This is a genomic window from Eremococcus coleocola DSM 15696 (genome assembly GCF_000428865.1).
In the GTDB taxonomy this organism is placed as follows: domain Bacteria; phylum Bacillota; class Bacilli; order Lactobacillales; family Aerococcaceae; genus Eremococcus; species Eremococcus coleocola.
On sequence record NZ_AUAT01000020.1, the window covers coordinates 1 to 23,654 of the forward strand.

Annotated in this window: 19 protein-coding genes; 17 read left to right on the forward strand and 2 right to left on the reverse strand. The window is 38.8% G+C overall.

Annotation, left to right across the window (positions count from 1 at the left end):
• Nucleotides 1-235 (forward strand): IS3 family transposase (locus G396_RS10290; RefSeq protein ID WP_034907665.1); only part of this gene is annotated, 235 nt, incomplete at its 5' end.
• 115 nt (nt 236-350) lie between these two features.
• On the opposite strand, the gene yidC is transcribed toward G396_RS10290, so the two are convergent.
• Both yidC and G396_RS0105695 read right to left on the reverse strand, forming a co-directional pair.
• Entirely contained in the window at nt 351-1,295 is a 945-nt protein-coding gene (gene yidC / locus G396_RS0105690) for a membrane protein insertase YidC (RefSeq protein ID WP_028125339.1), read from the reverse strand.
• Between the two features lie 81 nt (nt 1,296-1,376).
• Nucleotides 1,377-1,649, reverse strand: coding sequence for an acylphosphatase (locus tag G396_RS0105695; RefSeq protein WP_051221159.1), 273 nt, complete (start codon nt 1,647-1,649; stop codon nt 1,377-1,379).
• Between the two features lie 92 nt (nt 1,650-1,741).
• On the opposite strand from G396_RS0105695, the gene G396_RS0105700 reads away from it, so the two are divergent.
• The 16 genes from G396_RS0105700 to ruvA all read left to right on the forward strand — a co-directional run bounded on the left by G396_RS0105700 (nt 1,742) and on the right by ruvA (nt 23,647).
• Nucleotides 1,742-4,612, forward strand: a complete 2,871-nt coding sequence (locus G396_RS0105700; protein ID WP_028125341.1) for a DNA translocase FtsK — start codon at nt 1,742-1,744, stop codon at nt 4,610-4,612.
• Between the two features lie 108 nt (nt 4,613-4,720).
• The gene (locus tag G396_RS0105705; protein ID WP_028125342.1) at nt 4,721-5,755 is read left to right on the forward strand and encodes a BMP family lipoprotein; all 1,035 of its coding nucleotides are present in this window, start codon (nt 4,721-4,723) and stop codon (nt 5,753-5,755) included.
• A gap of 215 nt (nt 5,756-5,970) precedes the next feature.
• Nucleotides 5,971-6,909, forward strand: a complete 939-nt coding sequence (locus tag G396_RS0105710; RefSeq protein ID WP_028125343.1) for a nucleoside hydrolase — start codon at nt 5,971-5,973, stop codon at nt 6,907-6,909.
• Nucleotides 6,910-6,927: 18 nt separating this feature from the next.
• Nucleotides 6,928-7,947 (forward strand): BMP family lipoprotein, encoded by a 1,020-nt coding sequence (locus G396_RS0105715; RefSeq protein WP_028125344.1) that lies wholly within the window; start codon nt 6,928-6,930, stop codon nt 7,945-7,947.
• 118 nt (nt 7,948-8,065) lie between these two features.
• Nucleotides 8,066-9,631 (forward strand): ABC transporter ATP-binding protein, encoded by a 1,566-nt coding sequence (locus G396_RS0105720; protein ID WP_028125345.1) that lies wholly within the window; start codon nt 8,066-8,068, stop codon nt 9,629-9,631.
• Nucleotides 9,621-10,712 carry an ABC transporter permease gene (locus G396_RS0105725; protein ID WP_028125346.1) on the forward strand — a complete coding sequence of 364 codons (1,092 nt, stop codon included), beginning with the start codon at nt 9,621-9,623 and terminating at the stop codon, nt 10,710-10,712. Before G396_RS0105720 ends, G396_RS0105725 begins: the two co-directional genes overlap by 11 nt.
• The gene (locus G396_RS0105730; RefSeq protein WP_006417434.1) at nt 10,709-11,662 is read left to right on the forward strand and encodes an ABC transporter permease; all 954 of its coding nucleotides are present in this window, start codon (nt 10,709-10,711) and stop codon (nt 11,660-11,662) included. The genes G396_RS0105725 and G396_RS0105730 overlap by 4 nt, the downstream gene beginning before the upstream one ends.
• A 207-nt stretch (nt 11,663-11,869) precedes the next feature.
• Complete coding sequence (locus G396_RS10950) at nt 11,870-12,856, forward strand: helix-turn-helix domain-containing protein (RefSeq protein WP_006417607.1); 987 nt, start codon at nt 11,870-11,872, stop codon at nt 12,854-12,856.
• 1 nt (nt 12,857) lies between these two features.
• Nucleotides 12,858-13,439 (forward strand): CDP-diacylglycerol--glycerol-3-phosphate 3-phosphatidyltransferase, encoded by a 582-nt coding sequence (pgsA, locus tag G396_RS0105740; protein ID WP_028125347.1) that lies wholly within the window; start codon nt 12,858-12,860, stop codon nt 13,437-13,439.
• 103 nt (nt 13,440-13,542) lie between these two features.
• Nucleotides 13,543-14,796, forward strand: a complete 1,254-nt coding sequence (locus G396_RS0105745) for a competence/damage-inducible protein A (protein WP_028125348.1) — start codon at nt 13,543-13,545, stop codon at nt 14,794-14,796.
• 78 nt (nt 14,797-14,874) lie between these two features.
• Nucleotides 14,875-15,915: a recombinase RecA gene (recA, locus tag G396_RS0105750; RefSeq protein WP_028125349.1), complete on the forward strand. Its 1,041-nt coding sequence runs from the start codon at nt 14,875-14,877 to the stop codon at nt 15,913-15,915.
• Between the two features lie 368 nt (nt 15,916-16,283).
• Nucleotides 16,284-17,843 (forward strand): ribonuclease Y, encoded by a 1,560-nt coding sequence (gene rny / locus G396_RS0105755; protein ID WP_028125350.1) that lies wholly within the window; start codon nt 16,284-16,286, stop codon nt 17,841-17,843.
• A 170-nt stretch (nt 17,844-18,013) separates the two neighbouring features.
• Nucleotides 18,014-20,614 (forward strand): DNA mismatch repair protein MutS, encoded by a 2,601-nt coding sequence (mutS, locus tag G396_RS0105760; RefSeq protein WP_028125351.1) that lies wholly within the window; start codon nt 18,014-18,016, stop codon nt 20,612-20,614.
• 20 nt (nt 20,615-20,634) lie between these two features.
• Nucleotides 20,635-22,605 carry a DNA mismatch repair endonuclease MutL gene (gene mutL, locus G396_RS0105765; RefSeq protein ID WP_028125352.1) on the forward strand — a complete coding sequence of 657 codons (1,971 nt, stop codon included), beginning with the start codon at nt 20,635-20,637 and terminating at the stop codon, nt 22,603-22,605.
• Nucleotides 22,602-23,039 (forward strand): peptide-methionine (R)-S-oxide reductase MsrB, encoded by a 438-nt coding sequence (gene msrB, locus G396_RS0105770; protein WP_028125353.1) that lies wholly within the window; start codon nt 22,602-22,604, stop codon nt 23,037-23,039. The genes mutL and msrB overlap by 4 nt, the downstream gene beginning before the upstream one ends.
• Nucleotides 23,040-23,041: 2 nt before the next feature.
• A complete protein-coding gene (ruvA, locus tag G396_RS0105775; RefSeq protein WP_006417553.1) occupies nt 23,042-23,647 on the forward strand; it encodes a Holliday junction branch migration protein RuvA in 606 nt (201 codons plus the stop codon).
• The last annotated feature ends 7 nt before the right edge of the window (nt 23,648-23,654 follow it).

Sequence of the window (23,654 nt, forward strand, 5' to 3'; positions counted from 1 at the left end):
AAATCAAATCTTTCAAAGTATGTCACGGAAAGGAAACTGTTACGATAATGCACCCATGGAAAACTTCTTCAGTGTGATGAAGCAAGAAATGTATTACGATAAGATTTATCATAGTTACAGAGAATTAGAAACTGCGATTATTAAATATATACAGTACTATAATGTAGAACGAATCAAAGAAAAATTAAACTGGATGAGCCCAATTGCTTATCGCCATTCACTTCAAGCTGCTTAGAAAACAAAAAATAAGAGAGACAAGTACATAAAATATGTACTCATCTCTCTGGTCCAACTTTTTGGGGTCACTATAGGATAAGAACATGGATTCTTTTTACTTATTACTAGCTTACTTATTTACGTTTTTGTTTGCCTTCGTTGCGACGTTTAGCTTGGCTTCCTTTGATTGGCACCAACCGTTCCTTTTGATCTTCTGGATTGACTGTTTGGATTACTGGTTTACGTTTGCGTCGGGGAGCATTCTTGAAGCGTTCCGCATGGGCATCAATTTCCGCTTGGACTTTAGGTTTAACTACATGATTCATATAAAGTTGTTGGAAAATAAAAAAGATTGATCCAACTAAGAAGTAAATTCCTAAACCAGCTGCTGAAATATAAGTAATATAACCTATCATCAATGGGTTGATTAACATCATTGATTTGGAGGTTTGTTGGGCTTGAGGATTGTCGGAAGCAGGCATAGCCTTGGTAGATAACCATCCTTGGATAAAACCAATGATTACAACAGCAATTACAATGCCAAGGCTGCGTTCTCCCAAGTTAATCCCTAAGAAATGAGAATTCTTAATGGCCTCAGATGAACGAATTGCCGCATAGACGGCAGAGATGATTGGCATTTGAATCAGTAGAGGAAGACAGCCTGAGACGCCACCTAACATATTGATATCATATTTCTTATAAACTGCCATTAATTCTTGTTGCAACTGCATTTTTTCCTGGTCACTGGTAGCAGCTTCAATTTCTGCTTGGATTTCATTAATTTCAGGTTGAGCCACCTTCATCTTAGCGGCAGAAGTCATCGATCCCTTAGTCATCTTAAGCGTAGATGGAATCATAAAAATTCGGGTAATTAGGGTGACAATAATAATAGCAATCCCGTATGAACCGCCAAAAATGTGAGCTAGCCAGTCTAAGAAATGTGAGGTCGGTATCCCAATGTATTCATAGAAAAAACCACTAGGATTTCCTTGTGCATCAGTACGCACACAACCAGTTAAGACTAAGCCTAACATTAATAAAAAGGCAATTTTGTAATATTTATCATATTTTTTTTGCATTTAGTGTATCACTCCGATTCTCTGTCATAAGTAATACTATATTAAACTAACAAAGGAATTTCAATTAAATTTAGGTAAATCCTAATAAATCGTGCGAAAGTCTGAATAATTTTTATCTAGTTTAATTTCTTCAATGTTGACATTATCAATTCTCATCCAGCGATGTTGGGGGATTTTTAGATGACTGATAAATTGACCTAAGGTCTCGTAATCAGTTTGGGCAATAATCATAACATTTCCATTACTTTGGTTGCGAACAGTGCCTTTGATCTTATATTTTTCAGCTAAGCTTTGAACATAGTAACGATAACCCACCCCTTGAACACGACCTGAAACAATTAACTGGAAGGTCATTCGAATCATCCTTTCTAAATTCGATAAATGTATTTTAACATGTTATAATGATAGCTGCTATAAATGTAAATGTTAATTCAGGAGGATTCATTTTGACTGAAAAAAAAGTAAGTAAAAAAGCAAAAAGCAGACCAAGTAAAGCAAAAGGCACTTATCAAGTGTATTATTTGATTTTAGGCTTGGTTCTGTCATTCCTTTCATTATTAGCCCTGTGCCAATGGGGTTTTTTGGGTAATTTCATGGTGAATTGTATGCGGCTCCTAGTAGGGCAAGCTTATGATTTAATTTTTACCCTTATCTTATTTTTTGCACTATGTTTGATGGTGAAGGGTAAATTAATGACCATTTCGTGGAAAAAATTCTTAGGATCGATCCTAGTATTAGTAGCGATTAGCTTGGCTTTGCATTTTAAAGCCTTTTTCCCGCAGGCCGCGGGGGCGGATTCATTAACTAGCCAAGTATATAGTCTGTTTAAAAATGAACTGGCCTTAAATCAAGTATCCCAAGATATGGGGGGAGGTTTACTAGGAGTAGGCTTGTATCAATCTTTTGCTTATCTCTTAGGCTCCTGGGGATCTTATTTATTGATATTAGTGCTCTTTTTTTGTGGCTTATTTATGTTAGTTGATATTCGACTCTCTGATTTAAAAGCAGCGAGTCAAGCTTTCTTTGGCCTATTTGCTGGTGTAAATGAATCTATCTATGAGTCCATCGATCAAGCAAGAGACCTCTTAGAAGAACAAAGGGCCGTCCAAGCGCAAAAAAGGCAGGTAAAAGACCAAGCAGTCTTTAATTCTAATCAGGATGAAGCTGAGCTAGAGGATATGGACTTGAATGAATATCAAAGTTACAGCGATAATCAGGAAGTAAATTCACGTAAAACCAACTCGCTGAAGGGTCGTTTTGGTCATTTAGTTTCTGGTATTTTTAGTGATGGGTCTAGTAGTCAACGCGAAGTCTTTGATCGGACAGTGGATTATGATCTTCCGGCAAAAGTTGACCGCCATCGAGACTTTGAACCTTATCAAGCAGGAATCCCACAAGCTAGTCAAGCTCAAAGAAGTCGTCAAGTTCAAGCGCCTGTTTTGGATATGGATTATTTTGACGCCTTAGACCAAGACCATCCAGATCAATTCGCTTCAGGTCAAGACCAAACTAAACTGGTTAAGCAGGAAGTGCCGATTGAACGGGGTGGTTCTTTTACCCCAGAAAACTATGAATTTCCAACTGAACCTGATCAACTAGAATTGCCTGAGGAAACCGAGGCAAATCGTACTAACAATATGGTTGGCTCAAACGAAGAAACGGAACTTACTTCAGCAGAGTCAATTAATGACCAAGCTAAGATGGCTAGTCAGGCTGATCCGGTTCAAGCAAGCTCACTAGAAGAGAATGTTTCCAATTCTGAATCAAGTTCTGCAACTCAATTAGCGGCTCAGCGTTGGCAAGATCAAGCTCACCAAGCCCAAAATTTAACCGCAGATGACTTGGAAGCTTCCTTACAAGCGGGACAAAAACCGACTCCAAGCCCTAAGCCAGCTAAGAAGAAGGCAAAGCACCAGACCTATAAATTGCCTGGGAAGAGTTTATTAAATAAAATTCCTCCAGTTGACCAGTCAGAGGAATATGACCGCATCAAACATAACATTGAGAAATTAGAACGCACCTTTGAAAGTTTTGGCGTGGATGCCCGTGTGGTTAAGGCTAACCTAGGTCCAGCAGTTACTAAATATGAAATTGAACCAGCGGTAGGGGTGAAGGTTTCTAAAATTGTTTCCCTATCTGATGATATTGCTCTAGCGCTTGCGGCTCGAGATGTTCGGATGGAAGCACCTATTCCTGGCAAATCTTTGATTGGAATAGAAGTTCCTAATACCCAGGTGAGTCCAGTATCCTTCTGGGAAATCATTGATGCGGCCTTAAAGAGCCCTAATTTGTTAGAAGTTCCTTTAGGTCGGGATGTATCCGGTCAAGTGTGCCTAGCTGATTTAACCAAGATGCCCCATTTGTTAATGGCAGGGGCAACCGGATCCGGTAAATCTGTAGGGATGAATGTAATAATTGTGTCCTTATTAATGAAAGCTAGACCTGATCAAGTTAAGTTCTTGATGGTTGACCCTAAAAAAGTGGAGTTAACCATGTATAACGATTTACCCCATTTGTTAGCGCCAGTGGTGACTAATCCTCGTAAGGCAGCAAAAGCTTTGAATAATGTCGTTCAAGAAATGGAACGTCGGTATGAGCTTTTTGCTGAAACGGGGGTCCGCAATTTAGATTCTTATAATGAACATGTAGATAATCTTAATAAAAGTGAGGGGACCGGCTATGAAATATTACCGAAAATCGTGGTCTTCATTGATGAGTTAGCTGATTTAATGATGGTGGCTTCTAATGAAGTTGAAGCTGCGATTATTCGTTTGGCTCAAATGGCTCGGGCTGCGGGTATTCATATGATTATAGCGACCCAAAGACCGTCAGTGGATGTTATTACCGGGATTATTAAAGCCAATGTACCATCACGCCTAGCCTTCGCGGTGTCTTCAGGGACAGATTCACGAACCATCCTTGACTCAAATGGGGCAGAAAAACTCCTAGGTAAGGGGGATATGCTCTTCCAACCTATGGGCAAAAACAAACCAGTCCGGGTTCAAGGAGCCTTTATTTCGGATGAAGAGGTAGAACGAATTACAGATATGATTAAAGATCAAACTGAGCCTGATTATGATGAAAAGATGGTCATAACGGATGAAAATATGGCCATGGAACAAGCATCTGAAGATGAATATTTTGAAGATGCAGTGGAACTGATTCAAGAACAAGAAACAATCTCTATTTCTCAATTACAACGTCGTTTTCGGATTGGTTATAATCGAGCCGCAAGGTTGATTGATGATCTAGAAGCCATGGGATATATTTCAGCAGCGGATGGATCTAAACCAAGACAGGTCTTGATAAATCAGTAATTATAAGTAATTTTAACAATAGTTATAAATAAATTTAATCAAAACCATCTTGAAATGGTGGCGTTTTCAAGATATAATACTTGCATACAATTAGAAGGAGTGATGTAAGTGTCAAAATTTTTTAAAGCGGCCTCTGTGGCCTTAACTTTAGGTTCTGTTTTAGCACCAGCAGCTATGGTAGTAGCGCAAGAAAGCGATGATTTCTCTGCAGTAATTGTTACTGACGTCGGTGGGGTAGATGATAAATCCTTCAACCAATCAGCTTGGGAAGGCCTTCAAGCGTGGGGTGAAGAAGCAGGTAAAGAAAAAGGCGCTAAAGGATATGATTATATTCAATCTGATAGCGACTCTGATTATATTACTAACTTAAATACAGCTGTTCAATCTGGTTTTGATTTAACCTTTGGGATTGGTTTCAAATTAGAGGAAGCTATTAACCAAATCGCGCAACAAAATCCTGATTCTCATTTTGCTATTGTGGATTCTTTCGTAGATCAACCAAACGTAGCGTCATATAACTTCAAAGACCATGAAGCTTCCTTCTTAGCAGGGGTTGCGGCAGCCATGACAACTAAGACTAACAAAGTTGGTTTTGTTGGAGGGGTTGAAGGGGTTATTATTGACCGCTTTGAAGCTGGTTTCGTAGCAGGGGTTAAAGCAGTTAATCCTGATATTGAAGTCTCAGTAGAATATGCTGGTTCATTTGCAGATGCACCAAAAGGTAAACAAATTGCAGCAGCAATGTTCAAAAATGGTGCGGATGTAATCTTCCATGCTTCAGGTGATACTGGTAACGGTGTCTTCTCAGAAGCAAAAGACTTAGTTAAAAATGATCCTTCTCAAGAAATTTGGGTAATTGGGGTTGACCGTGACCAAGATGCAGAAGGTGTTGTTGAAATTGATGGTGAAGAACGTCACTTAACCTTAACCTCTACCCTAAAGGGTGTTGGTGAAGCTGTTAAATTAGCAACTGAACAAGCTGCTAAAGGTGAGTTCAAAGCTGGTAACAATGTGCTCGGTTTGAAAGAAGACGGCGTTGGCTTGGCTGATGGTCAATTAAGCGATGAAATCAAAGAAAAAGTTGCTGAATATAAAGACCAAATTATCAATGGCGACATCGAAGTTCCTGAAAAACCAGAATAACAAAGGCCAAATATATTTGTTACATCATTTATAAGCATGAAATATTTAAGAAGCATTTACAGTCAATTCAAGGTTGTAAATGCTTCTTTTTATGAAAAAATAAAAACACGAACATTATCTTAAAAAAAATGATAAAACATTGTATTTAATTGAATTAATAGGTGAAAAACACTAAACTAGTTCTTGTTTTTCAATTCTGTGTGAAAGGTGGTTTTATGCGAAAAGTATATTTAAACCATGATGGTGGAGTGGATGATTTAGTTTCGCTTTACTTATTATTGCAGATGGACCAGGTAGAATTAATCGGGGTAGGGGTAATACCAGCCGATTGTTATTTATTACCTGCAGTATCTGCTAGTCAAAAAATTATTCAACGGTTCTCTAAGAGGTTAGATTTAAAGGTAGCAGCTTCAAATTCGAGAGGTCTCAATCCATTTCCAACTGAGTGGCGGATGCATGCTTATTATGTCGATGCCTTACCAGTTTTGAATGAAGATTTACCTCTAAAAGTTGGCCTATCTGATTTACCAGCTCACCAAGACTTAATTCGTGCATTAAAGGAGAGTGACCAAAAGGTTGATTTGGTTTTTGTAGGTCCTTTAACCGATTTAGCTCGGGCTTTAGATCAAGCACCTGAGATTGAAACGAAGATTAACAAATTAATCTGGATGGGAGGAACTTTCCTAGCAGATGGGAATGTTCATGAATCAGACCATGATGGTAGTGCTGAATGGAATGCTTACTGGGATCCTCAAGCCACAAAACGGGTCTGGAACTCAAGTATTGAAATTGATCTTGTTGCTTTGGAAAGTACCAATAAAGTCCCTCTGACTATTGATATTCGGGAAGGGTGGGCAAAGCAACGCTCTTATATTGGTATGGATTTCTTAGGACAATGTTATGCCATGGTGCCCCCTTTGGTTCATTTTGCGACGAATTCAACCTATTATCTATGGGATGTTTTGACTACCTTAACTCTTGTCAATGATTCAATGATTCAAAAGAAAGTGGTATATTCTACGGTCCATGATCAAGGACCGAGTCAAGGACGAACGCAAGTTGATCCTCAGGGACGCCCTGTTAACCTTGTTTATGATGTTGACCATGACACTTTCTTCCAAGAAATTGAACACTTAGCTAAAAAATCATACTAAAAGAAAAGGATGTTTTTTATGAAAAAATTTGGAATTGCAGCATTAACTCTATCTTTACTTAGTCCAGGAATGATTTCTATGGTCCAAGCTCAAGAAGATTTCTCTGCCATTATGATTACTGACCAGGGTGGAATTGATGATAAGTCCTTTAACCAATCTGCCTGGGAAGGGCTTCAAGCCTGGGGTAAAGAAAATGGTAAAGAAAAGGGCGCAAAAGGCTTTGATTATCTAGAATCTGATGAAGACTCTCAATATGTCACCAATATTAACACGGCAGTCCAAGCAGGTTTTGATATTATTTACGGAGTAGGCTTCAAATTACAACCCGCCATTGAACAAATTGCCGGTCAACAACCAGACCAAAAATTTGCTGTAGTGGATTCTTTTGTTGATGCTCCAAACGTTGCCTCAATTAATTTCCGCGCCAATGAAGCAGCTTACTTAGCTGGTGCAGCCGCTGCTTTATCATCTGAAACAGGCCATATCGGCTTTGTCGGTGGAGCAGAATCTGAAGTGATTGATGCTTTCGAAGCGGGTTTTGTTGCCGGTGCCAAAGCTGTAAAAGACGATATTGAAGTAACGGTAGAATATGTTGGGTCATTTGCTGATGCACCTAAGGCTAAACAAATTGCTTCTGCTATGTATGCCAATGATATTGATGTGATTTACCAAGCTGCAGGTGAATCTGGTAATGGTGTTTTCTCAGAAGCTAAAGATTTAGTTGCTGCTGACTCAAGCCGTAATTTATGGGTGATTGGTGCTGACCGCGACCAAACTGAAGAAGGAACGGTTACAGTAGACGGAAAAGAACGTTCTTTAACTTTAACTTCAACCTTGAAAAAGGTTGGGGAAACCATGCATACTTTTACCAACGAAGTAATGAATGGCAATTTTAAATCTGGTTTAGTTGAATATGGTTTAGATACTGACTCTGTGGGTATCACAGATGGTCAACTTTCAGAAGATATTTTAAAACAAGTCAATGATTTAAAAAATCAAATTATTGATGGTAAAATCGAAGTCCCAACTAAGCCGTAATATTTTCACTTAAAAATATATAGAGGGAACTATTTTTAAATATTCCCTCTATTTTTTTTGAGATAAATTGGTATAATGAAAACGGAACACAAATTAAGAAACAGGATGTGATAGCTAAATGGAAACGCAAACACCAGTTATTGAAATGTGCAATATCTCTAAGCGATTTGGAGATTTTTACGCCAACAAAAATATTAACTTGGAATTGCGCAAGGGTGAAATTCATGCCTTGTTAGGTGAAAATGGGGCAGGAAAATCGACCTTAATGAATATATTATCCGGCTTATTAGAACCGAGCGAAGGTGAAATACTGATTAATGGGAAAGCTGTGACGATTGACTCTCCTAGTAAAGCAGAAAAATTAGGAATCGGGATGGTTCATCAACATTTTATGTTAATTGATGCCTTTACTGTTTTAGAAAATATTATTTTAGGGGATGAACCAATCTCTGGTCTTACTTTGAATCAAAATGAGGCTTTGGAAAAAATTAATGAGTTATCAGACCAATATGGTTTGCGGATTGAACCTAAATCCCGAGTGGAATCTATCTCAGTTGGGATGCAACAACGGGTCGAAATCTTAAAAATATTATATCGGGAAGCTGATATTTTAATTTTTGATGAACCGACGGCATCCTTAACACCCCAAGAGATTGAAGATTTAGTGGTGACCTTGAGGGCTCTGGCTAAAGAAGGTAAGTCCATTATCATTATTACCCATAAATTAGATGAAATTAAGGCGGTAGCAGATCGGTGTACGGTCATTCGTCGGGGGGAATCAATTGATACAGTTGATGTTGCAACCACGACTGCGAGTGATTTAGCAGATATGATGGTCGGCCGTTCTGTATCCTTCAAGACAGAAAAAGCACCGGCGCAACCTAAAGATACTATCCTAAGTATCAATGATTTGGTTGTAAAAGATGAGCGTGGTATTGAAAAAGTGAAACACCTTTCTTTTGAAGTAAGAGCAGGTGAAATTGTTGGGATTGCTGGGATAGATGGCAATGGCCAGACAGAGTTAATTCTAACCTTGAACGGTTTAATGAAGGCTGATTCGGGTACGGTGACTTATAAAGGTGAAGATATTACCGGTTTTTCACCACGAAAGCTATACGAAGCAGGTATTTCACATATTCCGGAAGATCGGCATAAGTATGGCCTTATTTTAGATTTTCCTTTGGACCAAAATTTCTCTTTAAAACAATATTATAAATCACCTTATTCAAAGGCCGGTTTTATGAATGATAAGGTTATTTATGATAATGCGGTTCAATTAATTGATCGTTTTGATGTACGGACAAGTTCACCACAAGCTTCAGCACGGTCTTTATCAGGTGGAAACCAACAAAAAGCAATTATTGCTCGGGAAGTAGCAGCAAATCCAGACTTTTTATTTGCAGCCAATCCGACCCGGGGTCTTGATGTGGGTGCAATAGAGTATATTCATAAATCTTTAATTGATGAACGTGATAAAGATAAAGGTATTTTATTGATGAGTTTTGAATTAGATGAAATTCTCAATTTATCGGATCGAATCTTAGTAATGTATGATGGTAAAATAGTAGCAGATATTCCTGCGGGTGAAACCAATGAACAAGAATTAGGCTTAATGATGGCTGGAACCTCTTATGAACAAGTGCTAGTCCAACGTGAAGGGAGAGGAGTAGAAAATGGAAAATAAAAAAGTATCATTTTTAGTTCCGATTCTTTCGGTTGTAATTGGGTTACTTTTTGGAGCCCTGATTATGATGGTTTTTAAATATAATCCTCTTGAGGGTTATGCTGCCCTAGTGAAAGGGGCTTTAGGGACACCGTTTTATATTGGACAAACCATTCGGGCCGCGACACCTTTAATTTTTACTGGTTTAGGATTTGCGGTAGCCTATACTGCTGGTTTCTTTAATATTGGTCTTTCTGGACAAGCTTTATGGGGTTGGATGATTTCAGTTTGGATTGGTTTATTAATGCCAGAAGCACCTAAATTGATTGTTTTACCACTTGCAATTATCGGTGGGGTCTTAGCAGGTGCTTTATGGGCAGCCATTGCTGGAGTTTTAAAGGCCTTCTTCAATACTTCAGAGGTTATTGTAACCATTATGTTAAACTACATTTCTGTCTATTCAGTTGATTATATTATTCGTAATGTATTAACTGATCGAGCTGACCGGACGCCAGCCTTGGCTGAAAATGCCAGCTTAAAAGCACAATGGATGACGGACTTAACTCAGTTTTCAACCATTCATACAGGAATATTCCTCGCTTTAATTTTCGGTATCATTGTTTATATTGTTATGAATAAAACCACGCTTGGTTTTGAATTAAAAGCGGTTGGTCTTAATAAACATGCTTCTAACTATGCGGGGATGAATGCTAAACGGAATATTATTATGGCTATGGTCTTATCAGGTGGCCTAGCTGGATTAGGTGGGGTAATGAATGGACTTGGCGAATATGGTTATATTTTCTTAACCAATGGGGTAGCACCTTCAATTGGTTTTGATGGAATGGCGGTAGCCTTATTAGGGGCTTTAAACCCGCTAGGAACAATTTTTGCGGCCTTCTTATTTGGGGCTTTAAAGACAGGTGGAACGTCCATGCCATTACAAAGCGGAGTGCCATCAGAGGTTGTAGATATTGTTATTGCAAGTATTATCTTCTTTGTTGGTTCATCTTATGTCATTACTTATTTCTTGGATAAACGTAAAAAAGCTCCAGTTGTGGGCAATCAAACCATCGTCGAACAAGGAGGGGAAAATAAATGATTTCAACTATTTCTTTATTAGTTTCATCGACCTTAGTTTATTCCGCTCCTTTGATTTTCACTGCCCTCGGCGGGGTTTTCTCTGAACGATCTGGTACGGTTAATGTGGGTCTGGAAGGAATCATGGTCATGGGAGCCTTCTCATCCATTGTTTTCAATCTTTTTTATTCAGCTGCTGGTCATCCTTATGGCCACTGGTTGGGCCTTATCATAGCAGGTTTAGTTGGGGTCGCTTTTGCATCTATCCATGCCTTAGCTACTGTTTATCTTCGGGCCGATCATGTTATTTCTGGGACAGTCTTGAACTTAATCGCCCCATCTTTAGCTGTCTTTATAACTCGGGAACTTTTCGAAGGGAAGGGACAAACAGATTTTGTTTCACATAGTTTTGGTTACTATAATTTCCCAGTTCTATCTAAGATTCCTGTGATTGGTGAAATTTTCTTTACTTCGACTTCTGTACCAGCTTATTTAGCAATTGTCTTAGCGATTATTTGTTATTTTATTCTGTTTAAAACTCGGTTTGGTTTACGGCTTCGTTCAGTCGGCGAACACCCTCAGGCAGCAGATACGTTAGGAATTAACGTTTACCGGCTACGCTTTATTGGTATCCTTATATCCGGTTTCTTAGGTGGAATTGGAGGCGGCGTTTTAGCCCAATCTATTTCTTTAAACTTCTCTGCCTCAACCATTGCTGGACAAGGGTTTATGGCGATGGCTGCCATGATATTTGGTAAATGGAATCCAATTGGAGCCATGGGAGCAGCCTTGTTCTTTGGTTTTGCACAGTCCTTATCTGTTATTGGTTCTCAGATTCCATTGATAGCGGGGATTCCTTCAGTTTATCTTCAAATTGCTCCTTATGTTGTAACAATTATTGTGCTAGTGAGTTTTGTTCGTCAATCTGCTGGACCTGCTGCCAACGGAACAACGTATATTAAAACTAAATAATCAATATATAATATATTTAATCGAAAGACTAATGGAATTGAGCACTTTGCTCAGTCCCATTAGTTTTTTTAGGTAAGTTATCGTTTAAGTTATTAAGTTCCATATTTCATAGGATTTTAAAATAAATTTCAAGCTCAATGATGCTATGGTCTTGGCACTTGTGTTATAATAGTGGCTGAATATGTCTGTAGAAGAGGATGACTATACATGAATAACTTAGGGTCAAAGCTTAGAGATGCCCGTATTGAAAAGGGTTATACCCTTAATACCTTGCAACAATTAACCAAAATCCAAAAAAAGTATTTGCAAGCAATTGAAGAAGAAAATTATGATCAACTGCCGGGTGCATTTTATGTTCGAGCCTTCATCAAGCAATATGCTGATGTAATCGGACTAAATGGGGATGATTTAATTGAAGAATTTGAAGCGCAAGGTCATGAGTTCGATGAGGATGAGCTTGATTTAGCTTTTCGTAGTCGAAAAGAAGAAACTATTCCTAGTAGGAGTAGCTTGCACCACCATGAAGAGAAATCAAGTTTTGAAAAAGCCTTGTCGTATTTACCCTTAGCAATTTTAGTTCTATTAATTCTTTTTATTATGGTGACCTTGCTTATCGCAATAAATAAGGTGACTAAACCTGATTCTGTTGATGAATCATTGGCTTCAGTTTCACAATCTGAAATTGTTAGTCCGGTTGAACCCGAATCAGCCGCTCAAGTTTCAGAGCAATCAAGTCAGGAGTCGGAAGAAGCCAACATTGAACTTGCAGAGAATCAAATTAAAGTTGGAAATCAAGTCTTAAGCTTGGTATCTGAACCGGGATCAAATCCAGTTTATGAGTTTGATGGGTCAAGTAAGGATTATAAAATCACAGTAAAAGCCCTTAATTTTGTATGGGTTGGCGTTTTTGAAGACGGTGGAATTGTGGTTGACCAAACTTTAAGTACAGACGAAAGCTTAGATTACTCAATGCCAGAGAATGTTAAACAGGCAGTGATTAACTTAGGCTATCCTGAAGGAGCTACGATTGAGGTTAATGGTACTCAAATAGATCTACCAGAAGATTCTTACAATGATACAATTACTTTCGTGACTAAAGATGCCAGTGCTAGCCCAGAACAAACCAGTGAGAGTCCTTTAGCAAGTGAGGGTCAAGATGAATCACTAACTCCTGATACTCAAACGGAGGAATAAAATGAACATTGCTAATAAATTAACCTTATTTCGGATATGTATGATACCTGTGTTTATAGGATTATTATATTGGCCTACTAGTATGCATTCAGTTGAAGTGTTAGGTGCTTCGATACCGACTAACCAATTACTCGCTGCAATTGTTTTTGCGGTAGCTTCATTTACAGATTTTTTAGATGGGTTTCTAGCACGCAAATACAATTTGGTGACGGTATTCGGTGAATTCTTTGATCCGATGGCGGATAAATTATTAGTTTTATCTGCTTTCATTTTATTAGTGGCTATGGGCAAAGTACCAGCTTGGGTAGCTATTATTATTATCTCGCGGGAGCTTTTGGTCACCGGCTTACGGGTACTTTTAGCTAAATATCAAGGGTCAGTGATGGCTGCTGCCTTACCTGGCAAAATAAAAACTTTTTCTCAGATGTTTGCGATCTTGTTCTTCTTGTTAGAAGATGCTGGGTTTGTCTTGGTTTCTATCCCTATCGCGACCCTCTTGCTGTATATTTGTTTATTTTTTACTGTTTATTCAGGTATTGATTATTTTTATCATGCTCGCCATATTTTTGGAGCTGCCATGTAGTCATTTTTCTTGTTGGTTGGAGTCTGCGAGACAAAGACCAACTTTTTTTATTTTTCAAGGAAATTACCTTAAATGGTGTATTTGTATAGGGAGGTCCAAAGCCATGAAGGCTGAGATTATTGCAGTAGGAACAGAATTATTAACGGGTTATGTTGTCAATACTAATGGTGCTTGGTTGGCGCAAGTCCTGATGGATATTGGGATTGCTACGTATTATCAAGAGACAGTGGGTGATAATGCACAAAGGATGAAGGATACTTTAAGTTTAGCTTCAAGTCGGTCCGACTTAATTATCATGATGGGAGGCCTAGGACCTACCCGTGATGATATTAGTAAAGAAGTTATGGCTGATTTCTTACAAGCAGAGCTAAAAGTTGATGCAAATCAATTAAGTCGAATTGAAGATTATTTTGAACGGGGACATCGAAAAGTTTCAAAACATGATTACCAACAAGCTTGGTATATTGAAGGAGGACAAGCTTTACCTAATGATGTTGGGTTAGCCTTAGGTTCATTCTATGAAACGGAGAATAATCAAATTTTTGTTTTATTACCAGGACCTCCCTTTGAAATGAAAGCCATGGTGACACAATACTTAATTCCATTACTTCAAGCTAAGCACGCTGAAAATCATGGGCAGGTCTTTGATTCAGATTATTTGAATTTTTTTGGGATCGGCGAAGCATCCTTAGCTGATGCAATAGATGATATCGTCATGGATCAAAGTAATCCAACCATTGCCATGTATTCAAAACCTAAATTGGTCACTGTTAGACTAACGGCTGCGGCAGAAACGCTTGAAGAGGCTCAAGCTTTGAATCAAAAAGTTCAAGACCAGATTTTAGATCGCTTAAACCCTTATTTTATTGGCCAAGGACAAGACTACAGTTTAGCTCAAAATGTGGTGGATCAATTAAAAAAACATAAGCAAAGCCTAGCAGTAGCAGAATCATTGACGGGTGGTTTAATTGCTGAAACTTTAACTCAAATTCCTGGAGCTAGCCAAGTCATTAAAGGAGCCTTTGTGGTTTATCAAGTCGAAGCCAAAGAAAATATTCTAGGTATTGACGCCGAAACCATTACTCAATATACAGTTTACAGCCATGAATTAGTCAAAGATATGGCACTTAAATCTTTGCAAAAATGTGTAAGTGACCTAGCAATTGCCGTATCAGGAGTGGCTGGCCCGGGACCAGATCAAGGAGTTGAAGCGGGGACCGTATATTTAGCAATTGCTGATGGCAAAGGCTATTTAGAATCTAAGTGTATTCATATTGATCATAAGCCTCGTCAAACAGTTAGAGAAATCACATGTTTGGAGGCCTTAAATTTAGTCAGGGAATATTACACTAAATAGAACAAACGTTCGCTTTTCCCTTGCTATTCTTTCAATGATTGTATATTATATTAATGTAAGAGTGAATGGAGGACTTAAATGGTTAATACAGAACGACAAAAAGCTTTAGACTTAGCCCTTAAAAATATCGAGAAAAACTTCGGTAAAGGGGCTATTATGAAATTAGGCGAAAAAACTGATACAAAGATTTCAACGATTCCAACTGGCTCCTTAGCCCTTGACGTGGCTTTAGGTATCGGCGGATATCCGCGGGGCCGGATTATCGAATGTTATGGACCAGAATCATCTGGTAAGACAACTGTGGCCCTACATGCTATTGCAGAAGTACAAAAACAAGGGGGTACCGCTGCCTTTATTGATGCTGAGCATGCTTTAGATCCTGATTATGCTGCCAACTTAGGTGTTGATGTGGATGAGTTATTGCTATCACAACCAGATACAGGAGAACAAGGTTTAGAAATTGCGGATGCCTTAGTAGCTTCTGGTGCGGTTGATATTATTGTGGTTGATTCAGTGGCCGCTTTAGTACCTCGAGCTGAAATTGAAGGAGATATGGGGGATGCCCATGTTGGCTTACAAGCTCGGCTAATGTCACAAGCCTTACGTAAATTATCCGGCTCTGTGAATAAAACCAAAACAATTTGTTTCTTTATTAACCAAATCCGTGAAAAAGTAGGGATTATGTTTGGTAATCCTGAAACGACCCCAGGTGGTCGTGCCCTTAAATTCTACTCCACCATTCGGTTAGAAGTTAGACGTGCTGAAACCATCAAAAATAGTGGGGAGATGATAGGTAACCGGACCCGGATTAAAGTGGTAAAAAATAAAGTTGCTCCTCCTTTTAAAGAGGCCATGGTTGATATTATGTATGGTCAAGGTATCTCTCAAGAGGGAGAGCTTGTTGATATGGCTGCTGATTTAGATATTATCAATAAAGCAGGGTCTTGGTATTCATATGGTGACGAACGGATCGGCCAAGGTCGTGAGAATGCAAAACAGTTTTTAATTGATAATCCAGCAGTTCGTGAGGAAATAAATAGTAAAGTTAGGGCTCATTATAATATTGGACCTAAAAATTCAGAAACTGCTGAAAGTGAATCGACTGAATTAGACTTATAATAAGACTAATTTAGTAAAAGTATAAGAAGAATCACCTGATGATAATAAAACAAAAAAGCCTAGTATGTTACTTTTATTTCCTTTAAAATTTTGCTGGTAAGCTAACTTTGGAGGATTTACACTTAAAGATATACTAGGCTTTTTTGTTTACTTAAGTATTCGTAGACCCTCCAATAAAAATAGAGGGATTTATCCAGCTAAAATATTGTTATAAATAGTAGAAGATTTATCTTTATTATTTTTATGAGTCCATAATTAAAGTATGATTGACTAATTAGTCAAAAAAACTTATTATTATACTTGTGTAGAAATACATGCTGAACATATTTTTAATTTCCATTATTAAAATTAGATACGGAGGTGACACTATGGACTTTATGTCAATCGCCTTCGCGATACTTGCTTTAGTAATTGGATTAGTCATTGGTTTTGGACTTGCAGCAGCAAGACACAAAAAAAATATTGAAAATGCTAAAGAAAATGCTGAAAATATCGTTGATGATGCCATTAAACAAGCTCAGATTCTAAAGCGTGAAGCTTTATTCGAAGCGAAGGAAGAAAATTTAAAGTACCGTAATGATATCGAAACGGAATTAAAAGAACGTCGTTTTGAAGTGAGTCGCTCTGAGAATCGTTTAATTCAAAAAGAAGAAAGCTTGGATCAAAAATCAAATAATCTTGATCAAAGAGAACTTCATTTAGAAAAACGTGAAGAGGCTTATCAAACACGGGTGGAACAATTAGAAACTCGTGAAAAAGCAGTTGAAGAATTAGTGGGGCAACAAGAGGCTGAATTAGAACGGATTGCAGCACTATCCCGTGATGATGCCCGGCAACAAATATTGGCTCAGACAGAACAAGGTCTACAGCAAGAAATGGCGATTATGGTCAGAGATGCTGAACAAGAAGCTAAAAATCAAGCAGATCGTAATGCTAAGAATATTATTATGTCGGCCATTCAAAGAACTTCAACCGATTTGGTGACGGATAATACCGTTTCAGTCGTGCAGTTACCAAATGATGAGATGAAAGGTCGCATTATTGGTCGTGAAGGTCGAAATATTCGCACGTTTGAGAGTTTGACTGGGATGGATTTGATTATCGATGATACCCCTGAAACAGTGGTCTTATCTGGTTTTGATCCAATTCGTCGTCAGATTGCTAAGATTGCCCTTGAAAAACTTATTCAAGATGGACGGATTCATCCGGCTCGGATCGAAGATATTGTTGAACGAGCTCGTAAGGAAATGGATGAAAAAATCCGTGAAGTGGGTGAAGAAGCTGTCTTTGAATTAGGCTTACATAATTTGCATCCAGATGTCATTAAGATGGTAGGACGGTTAGCTTACCGTACGTCATACGGCCAAAATGTTTTGAAGCATTCGATCGAAGTAGCCAAATTAGCTGGATTTATGGCTAATGAATTAGGCGAAGATGTAAATATGGCTAAACGTGCTGGTCTCCTTCATGATTTAGGTAAAGCCTTAGACCATGAAGTTGAAGGAACCCATGTGGAAATCGGGACTGAAATTGCTAAACGTTACCGTGAACCAGAAGTGGTGGTTAATGCTATTGCCGCCCATCATGGTGATGTACAACCAAGTTCTGCGATTGCGGTCATTGTGGCTGCAGCGGATGCCTTTTCTGCGGCAAGACCAGGTGCTCGGAGTGAGTCCTTGGAAAATTATATTCGACGCTTACAACAATTGGAAGAAATTTCTAATAGTTTTGATGGGGTTTCACATTCTTATGCTATTCAAGCGGGACGGGAAATCCGGGTTATGGTTAAACCTGATAAAATTGATGATGTTCGCGCCGTTAAAGTTGCACATGATATTAAACAACGCATTGAAAATGAAATGACTTATCCTGGTAATATTAAAGTAACTGTAATTCGTGAAACAAGAGCAGTTGATTATGCCAAATAGTTTCTAAAGGTTGGGCTTGCCCAACCTTTTTTCTTACCTGAATTTTTAACAAATTATCCTATTTACCCTTTATCCATTGCTAGTTTAGTAGTTATGTATTCGAGAAGCAGTTTGGCTAAATTTATGGTAAAATTAAAAAGATTATAAAAGTTAAGAAAGTGAGGGATAATATGGGAAAAGTTAAAAAAACCCCCATGATGGAACAGTATGATGCCGTCAAAGAACGCTATCCCGATTGTTTTATATTTTTTCGCTTAGGCGACTTCTATGAAATGTTTAATGAAGACGCCCTCCAAGCTAGTAAGATTCTAGAGATTACCCTAACTTCGCGTAACAAAAATGTCGATAATCCTATTCCAATGTGCGGTGTGCCTTATCATTCTGCTGATGATTATATTAAAACCTTAGTTCAAGCGGGCCATAAGGTAGCCATCTGTGAACAGTTGGAAGACCCTAAACTAACTAAGGGAATGGTTAAACGGGGCGTAATAAAGGTTATTACCCCAGGAACCATTATGCAAGAAAAGGCATTAAATCAAAAAGAAAATAATTATATCGCTTGCCTGAAAGAAATAGGTGAGTTCTTCTACTTGTCTTATTGTGATGTTTCTACGGGTGAAGTCTTTTTGACTCAAGGTCAAGAGATGAATCAATTAATCAATGAATTAGAAGGCATACAAGTCAGTGAACTTGTCTATCCAGATTCGATTAATCCTAGTCTCTTAGAATTTCTAAAAGCTAATCTTAAGACGCATTTCTCTGTGATTGATGACCAAGCCCAAGCCAGTCCTAGTCTGATGACTAAATTAAGTAAATCCCTGACAAGTGACCAAGCTGAAGCGGGTTTGGCTTGCTTAAACCTATTACTTGCTTATGTAGAATCAGTCCAAATGCAGGATTTAGATCATTTCCAAGCAGTTAATTTCTATCAAATCATTGATTATTTACAAATGACGCCTTATACCAAGAGTCAACTTGAATTAAGCCGGTCCTTGCGGTCACAACGCAAGAAGGGGTCGTTATTATGGTATTTAGACCGCACTAAAACTGCTATGGGTGGTCGACTCCTCCATCAATGGTTAGATAAACCCCTGCAAGTAAAAGAGCCTTTATTGCAAAGACATGATAAAGTACAATCTTTAATCGAGAACTATTTCCATCGCTTAGATTTAGAATCAGCCTTGGATAAGATTTATGACTTAGAACGTCTGGTAACTAAGATTTCTTTAGGTCATGCCAATGCCCGGGATATGATTCAATTAAAACAATCACTCCAACAAATTCCTTATTTAAATAAGGTGATCGCAGCCCTAAGAGCAGATGGTCAAGACGCTTTTAATCCTTTGGCTTCCTTCGATACTTTAGTTAAGCTTTTAGAAGAGAGTTTAGAACCGGACCCACCCTTATCCGTCACTGAAGGTAATATTATCAGAGATGGGTATCATCAACAATTAGACAAGTACCGGGATGCCTTGAATCATGGACAACAATGGCTAGTAGAGTTACAACAACGTGAACGCGAAAAAACCGGTCTAAAAACCTTAAAAGTAGGTTATAACAAGGTCTTTGGCTATTATATTGAGATTTCTCGGTTACAAGCGGCCCAATTAGAGGATCCGCGTTATCAGCGGAAACAAACCCTAGCCAACAATGAACGATTTATCACTGAGGAATTAAAAGACATTGAAACCACTATTCTAGAAGCTCAAGATAAGGCAAAACTATTGGAATACGAGCTTTTTGTTGCGATTCGTCAAGATTTAAGTCGGCATATCCCAACTTTACAAAGTTTAGCTAAACAAGTCGCTGAATTAGATATTCTATGTGCTTTTGCGAGTTTGGCTGAAGAAGAGAATTTTTGTCGACCCCAAATCATTGATCAACCAGGGCAACTTGAACTGGAAGAGAGTCGTCATCCAGTGATCGAACAAATGATAGGACCGGCCAATTTTGTGGCTAATAATCTAAAAGTAAGTCCAGATAAATATCTTTTACTTTTAACTGGACCGAATATGTCAGGTAAGTCTACCTTTATGCGTCAGGTTGCTTATGCGGTTATTTTGAATCAAATTGGTTCCTTTGTGCCTGCTAAGTTAGCCAAACTGCCGATTGTGGATAAAATTTTCACCCGGATTGGTTCAGCGGATGATATTTCCCGGGGACAATCCACTTTTATGGTTGAAATGATGGAAACGAATGAAGCCTTACAAGAGGCAAGCAGTAGGTCTTTATTACTCTTTGATGAGATTGGCCGGGGGACCGCAACCTATGATGGGATGGCCCTAGCCCAAGGTATTATCGAATATATTGCCGATAAAGTCCGTGCTTTGACTATTTTTTCAACGCATTATCATGAATTAACTAACTTAGCCACTGAATCATCCAATATTCGTAATATCCATGTGGGCGCGAGTGAGAAAAATGGGGAGCTTATCTTTCTTCATAAAATTTTTGATGGGCCCGCTGATAAGTCTTATGGGATTCATGTTGCGCGTCTAGCAGGCTTACCTGAAAGTTTGATTCAAAATAGTCAAGCAATTCTATTTAGATTAGAGGAAAAGGCTAAGAAGATGGATCAAAATGAGGACCAACAACTATCCTTATTTGACCAAGAAAGTCTCGATTCAAATGGATTTGATGTTAAACAAAAAAATCCTGTCAGTCCTTTGTTAGAAAATTTAACTAAAGCTAATTTAAATCAAATGACGCCATTGGACACCATGGTTTACTTAGCCAAACTCCAAAACCAAGCCCAAGAATTATTAGATTAACTTAGAAAAGAGGCCCTGTCGTGAGTAAAATTAAACAAATGCCAGCTGCCTTATCTAATCAAATAGCAGCAGGGGAAGTCGTTGAAAGACCAGCCTCAGTCGTCAAAGAATTAGTTGAAAATTCAATTGATGCGGGAGCATCAATCATAAGTGTTTATTTAGAAGAGGCTGGTATCAGTCAAATTATGGTTCAAGATAATGGGGAAGGAATGGATGCAGAGGACCTGCAGCTCGCCTTTTTACCCCATGCAACCAGTAAAATTTATCGGTTAAATGATTTGTTTAATGTTCATTCGTTAGGCTTTCGGGGAGAGGCGCTAGCTTCAATTGGATCTGTAGCTAAGGTCCGGGTCGAGTCCTGTCAAGCTGGCCAAGACCAGGCAAATTTTGTCGAAATCGCAGGCTCAAAATTAATGAACCAAGGCCAATGTGCCGGGAACCAAGGAACCAAGATCGAGGTTAAATCATTATTTTATAATACACCCGCTCGGCTTAAGCACCTAAAAACACTGCAAACTGAATTAAAACATATTATTCGTTTTGTGCAGAATATGGCCTTGGCTTATCCTCAAATCCAATTTTCCCTCTTTAATAATCAGCAAAAACTTTTTCAAACCTCAGGACGGGGACGGTTGCAAGAAAGTATCGCCCAAATTTATCAAGCCAATTTAGCCCGTCAGCTCATCGCATTAAATGTAGCCGATGATGACTTCAAGGTATCTGGTTTTATTTCACCGCCAACCTTGACCCGGACCTCTCGCAACTATATTCATTGGTTTGTGAATGGTCGGGCCGTTTATTCTAACCAATTGAATCAAGTCCTGATTAAGGCTTACGGGCGCCAACTAATGATTGGCCGTTATCCCATTTCAATTTTGGCCATTGACTTAGACCCCCGTCTAGTCGATGCGAATGTTCATCCAACCAAGCAAACAGTTCGCTTGAGTAAAGAGTCTGAATTAGCTAAACTAATTCAAGACGGGGTTAAAGCCTGTTTAGGCCAAGTGAATCCTGTCCCTAATTTAGGCCAGACCTTGGTTGCGCAAGATAATTACCGTCTGTCCGAACGTACAATCCCTTTAGACCTAAATGGCTCGATTGGGAAGGTAGATAGTAATTTCCAACATCAACAAGACCCAGACCAAGTAGACCAAGAAGTTGAGAATAAGCCAGTAAGACAAGAAAATTATTCTAAGCCACCGATGTCTCATTACCAAGCCTTAGAGCAAGCTTTAGGCATAGATAGAGAAAACTCATGTTCTCAGGGTAACGACCAAGGGCACCCAACTAGAGCGTTACCTGACTCAAATTTCAAAGCTGTCTTAGATTCGGAAATTCAACAGTCTTCAGAAGTTTACGAGAGAGAGACTGAAAAGCAGGGCATAGATTTTGCAGCCTTGCGTTATGTGGGACAAATTCATGGTACTTATTTAATTGCTGAGTCAGAATCAGGTTTTTATCTGATTGACCAGCATGCTGCCCAGGAACGCCTACGTTATGAACATTTTATGACCTATGATCCGGATGTGACCTTGCAACAAGATTTGCTCCTGCCTCATGTCTTTGAGTTTTCTTTAGAGCAAATGACGACGATTGAAATAATAAAACCATCTTTAGAAAAATTGGGGATTTTCCTGGAAAATCTTGGACCCAATTCCTACCAGTTGCCGTCCTATCCTAACTGGATTCTAGACGAGGATTTGGACGATTTAATTTATGGTTTGGTAGACCGCCTTCTTAAAGAGCCTGATTTAACCGTGGCTCAATTAAAAGAAGCTTCGATTATTATGTCTTCTTGCCGGGGGGCCATTAAAGCTAACCATTATTTGGCTCCTAAGGAAGCAGAAGCCCTAATTAAAGATATGGCTCACTTAGAAGACCCTTACCATTGCCCGCATGGACGCCCAGTTTTTGTAGAATTTGATCAGAAATCATTAGAAAAAATATTTAAACGTATTCAAGATTCACACGAAGGAGGACAAGTTCGATGAGTAAAGAAAAATATCAAGCCCAGATTGACCAGTTAGATGCCCTACAGTATGAGGTGACACAAAATGCGGGAACTGAACGCCCATTTAGTGGTCAGTATGATGACTTTTATCAAAAAGGAATATATGTGGACGTCGTTTCAGGAGAAGCCCTGTTTTCATCTGCCGATAAGTATGACGCTGGTTGTGGTTGGCCTTCATTTTCTAAGCCAATTCCTGGTTCGTCCTTAGTTGAAAAATCTGATAAGACCTTACTACGGGAACGGACCGAAGTTCGTAGTCCGCAAGCTGATTCCCACTTGGGTCATGTTTTTGATGACGGACCTAGCCTATTGGGCGGTTTACGGTATTGTATTAATTCTGCGGCTTTACGTTTTATTCCGCTAGAAGAAATGGACCAAGCAGGGTATGGTCAATATAAGGAATTTGTGGACTAATTATGTACGAATATATTCAAGGAATTTTAAGCCAAATCCACCCAACTTATCTTGTTGTTACGGCGAGTGGTTTGGCCTATAAAATCTATTCCCCCAATGCTTATGCATGGAATCGTCATTTAAATGAAGAAGTTCAAGTTTATCTAGAATTAGTGGTCCGTGAAGATTCCCTAACCCTTTATGGTTTTAAAGATATGCAAGAGAAGGAGTTATTTAATCTTTTGAACCGGGTCTCTAATATTGGGCCCAAATCAGCCTTGTCTATCCTGGCTTTAAATGACCATACTGGCTTAGTTCAAGCGATTGAAAGTCAGAATGTTACTTATTTAACCAAATTCCCTGGTGTGGGTAAGAAAACGGCTCAGCAGATGATTTTAGACTTGCAAGGTAAATTAGGTGATTTTGTGGCCAATGATGGGGCAGAGCTAGCGCCTAGTCAACAAGCATCCTCAAGTAACCAAGCGCAATTTGATGAGGTGGCCGAAGCTTTGGCAGGTTTGGGTTATTCGCAACGAGAAATCAAAGCCATTGCTAAGCCGATGGCTTTACAAAGTTTTGCTTCAACCCAAGAAGCCTTGTCTTTTGCCTTTAAATTATTAGTGTCTTAAACATTTG

Excerpts from the sequence above, each read along its gene's own strand:
- G396_RS0105720 (WP_028125345.1), top strand. The coding sequence starts at position 8,066 with ATGGAAACGCAAACACCAGTTATTGAAATGTGCAATATCTCTAAGCGA.
- G396_RS0105745 (WP_028125348.1), top strand. The coding sequence starts at position 13,543 with ATGAAGGCTGAGATTATTGCAGTAGGAACAGAATTATTAACGGGTTAT.
- G396_RS10950 (WP_006417607.1), top strand. The coding sequence starts at position 11,870 with ATGAATAACTTAGGGTCAAAGCTTAGAGATGCCCGTATTGAAAAGGGT.
- msrB (WP_028125353.1), top strand. The coding sequence starts at position 22,602 with ATGAGTAAAGAAAAATATCAAGCCCAGATTGACCAGTTAGATGCCCTA.
- rny (WP_028125350.1), top strand. The coding sequence starts at position 16,284 with ATGGACTTTATGTCAATCGCCTTCGCGATACTTGCTTTAGTAATTGGA.
- recA (WP_028125349.1), top strand. The coding sequence starts at position 14,875 with ATGGTTAATACAGAACGACAAAAAGCTTTAGACTTAGCCCTTAAAAAT.
- mutS (WP_028125351.1), top strand. The coding sequence starts at position 18,014 with ATGGGAAAAGTTAAAAAAACCCCCATGATGGAACAGTATGATGCCGTC.
- G396_RS0105695 (WP_051221159.1), bottom strand. The coding sequence starts at position 1,649 with ATGACCTTCCAGTTAATTGTTTCAGGTCGTGTTCAAGGGGTGGGTTAT.
- G396_RS0105715 (WP_028125344.1), top strand. The coding sequence starts at position 6,928 with ATGAAAAAATTTGGAATTGCAGCATTAACTCTATCTTTACTTAGTCCA.
- G396_RS0105725 (WP_028125346.1), top strand. The coding sequence starts at position 9,621 with ATGGAAAATAAAAAAGTATCATTTTTAGTTCCGATTCTTTCGGTTGTA.
- ruvA (WP_006417553.1), top strand. The coding sequence starts at position 23,042 with ATGTACGAATATATTCAAGGAATTTTAAGCCAAATCCACCCAACTTAT.
- G396_RS0105710 (WP_028125343.1), top strand. The coding sequence starts at position 5,971 with ATGCGAAAAGTATATTTAAACCATGATGGTGGAGTGGATGATTTAGTT.
- G396_RS0105730 (WP_006417434.1), top strand. The coding sequence starts at position 10,709 with ATGATTTCAACTATTTCTTTATTAGTTTCATCGACCTTAGTTTATTCC.
- pgsA (WP_028125347.1), top strand. The coding sequence starts at position 12,858 with ATGAACATTGCTAATAAATTAACCTTATTTCGGATATGTATGATACCT.
- yidC (WP_028125339.1), bottom strand. The coding sequence starts at position 1,295 with ATGCAAAAAAAATATGATAAATATTACAAAATTGCCTTTTTATTAATG.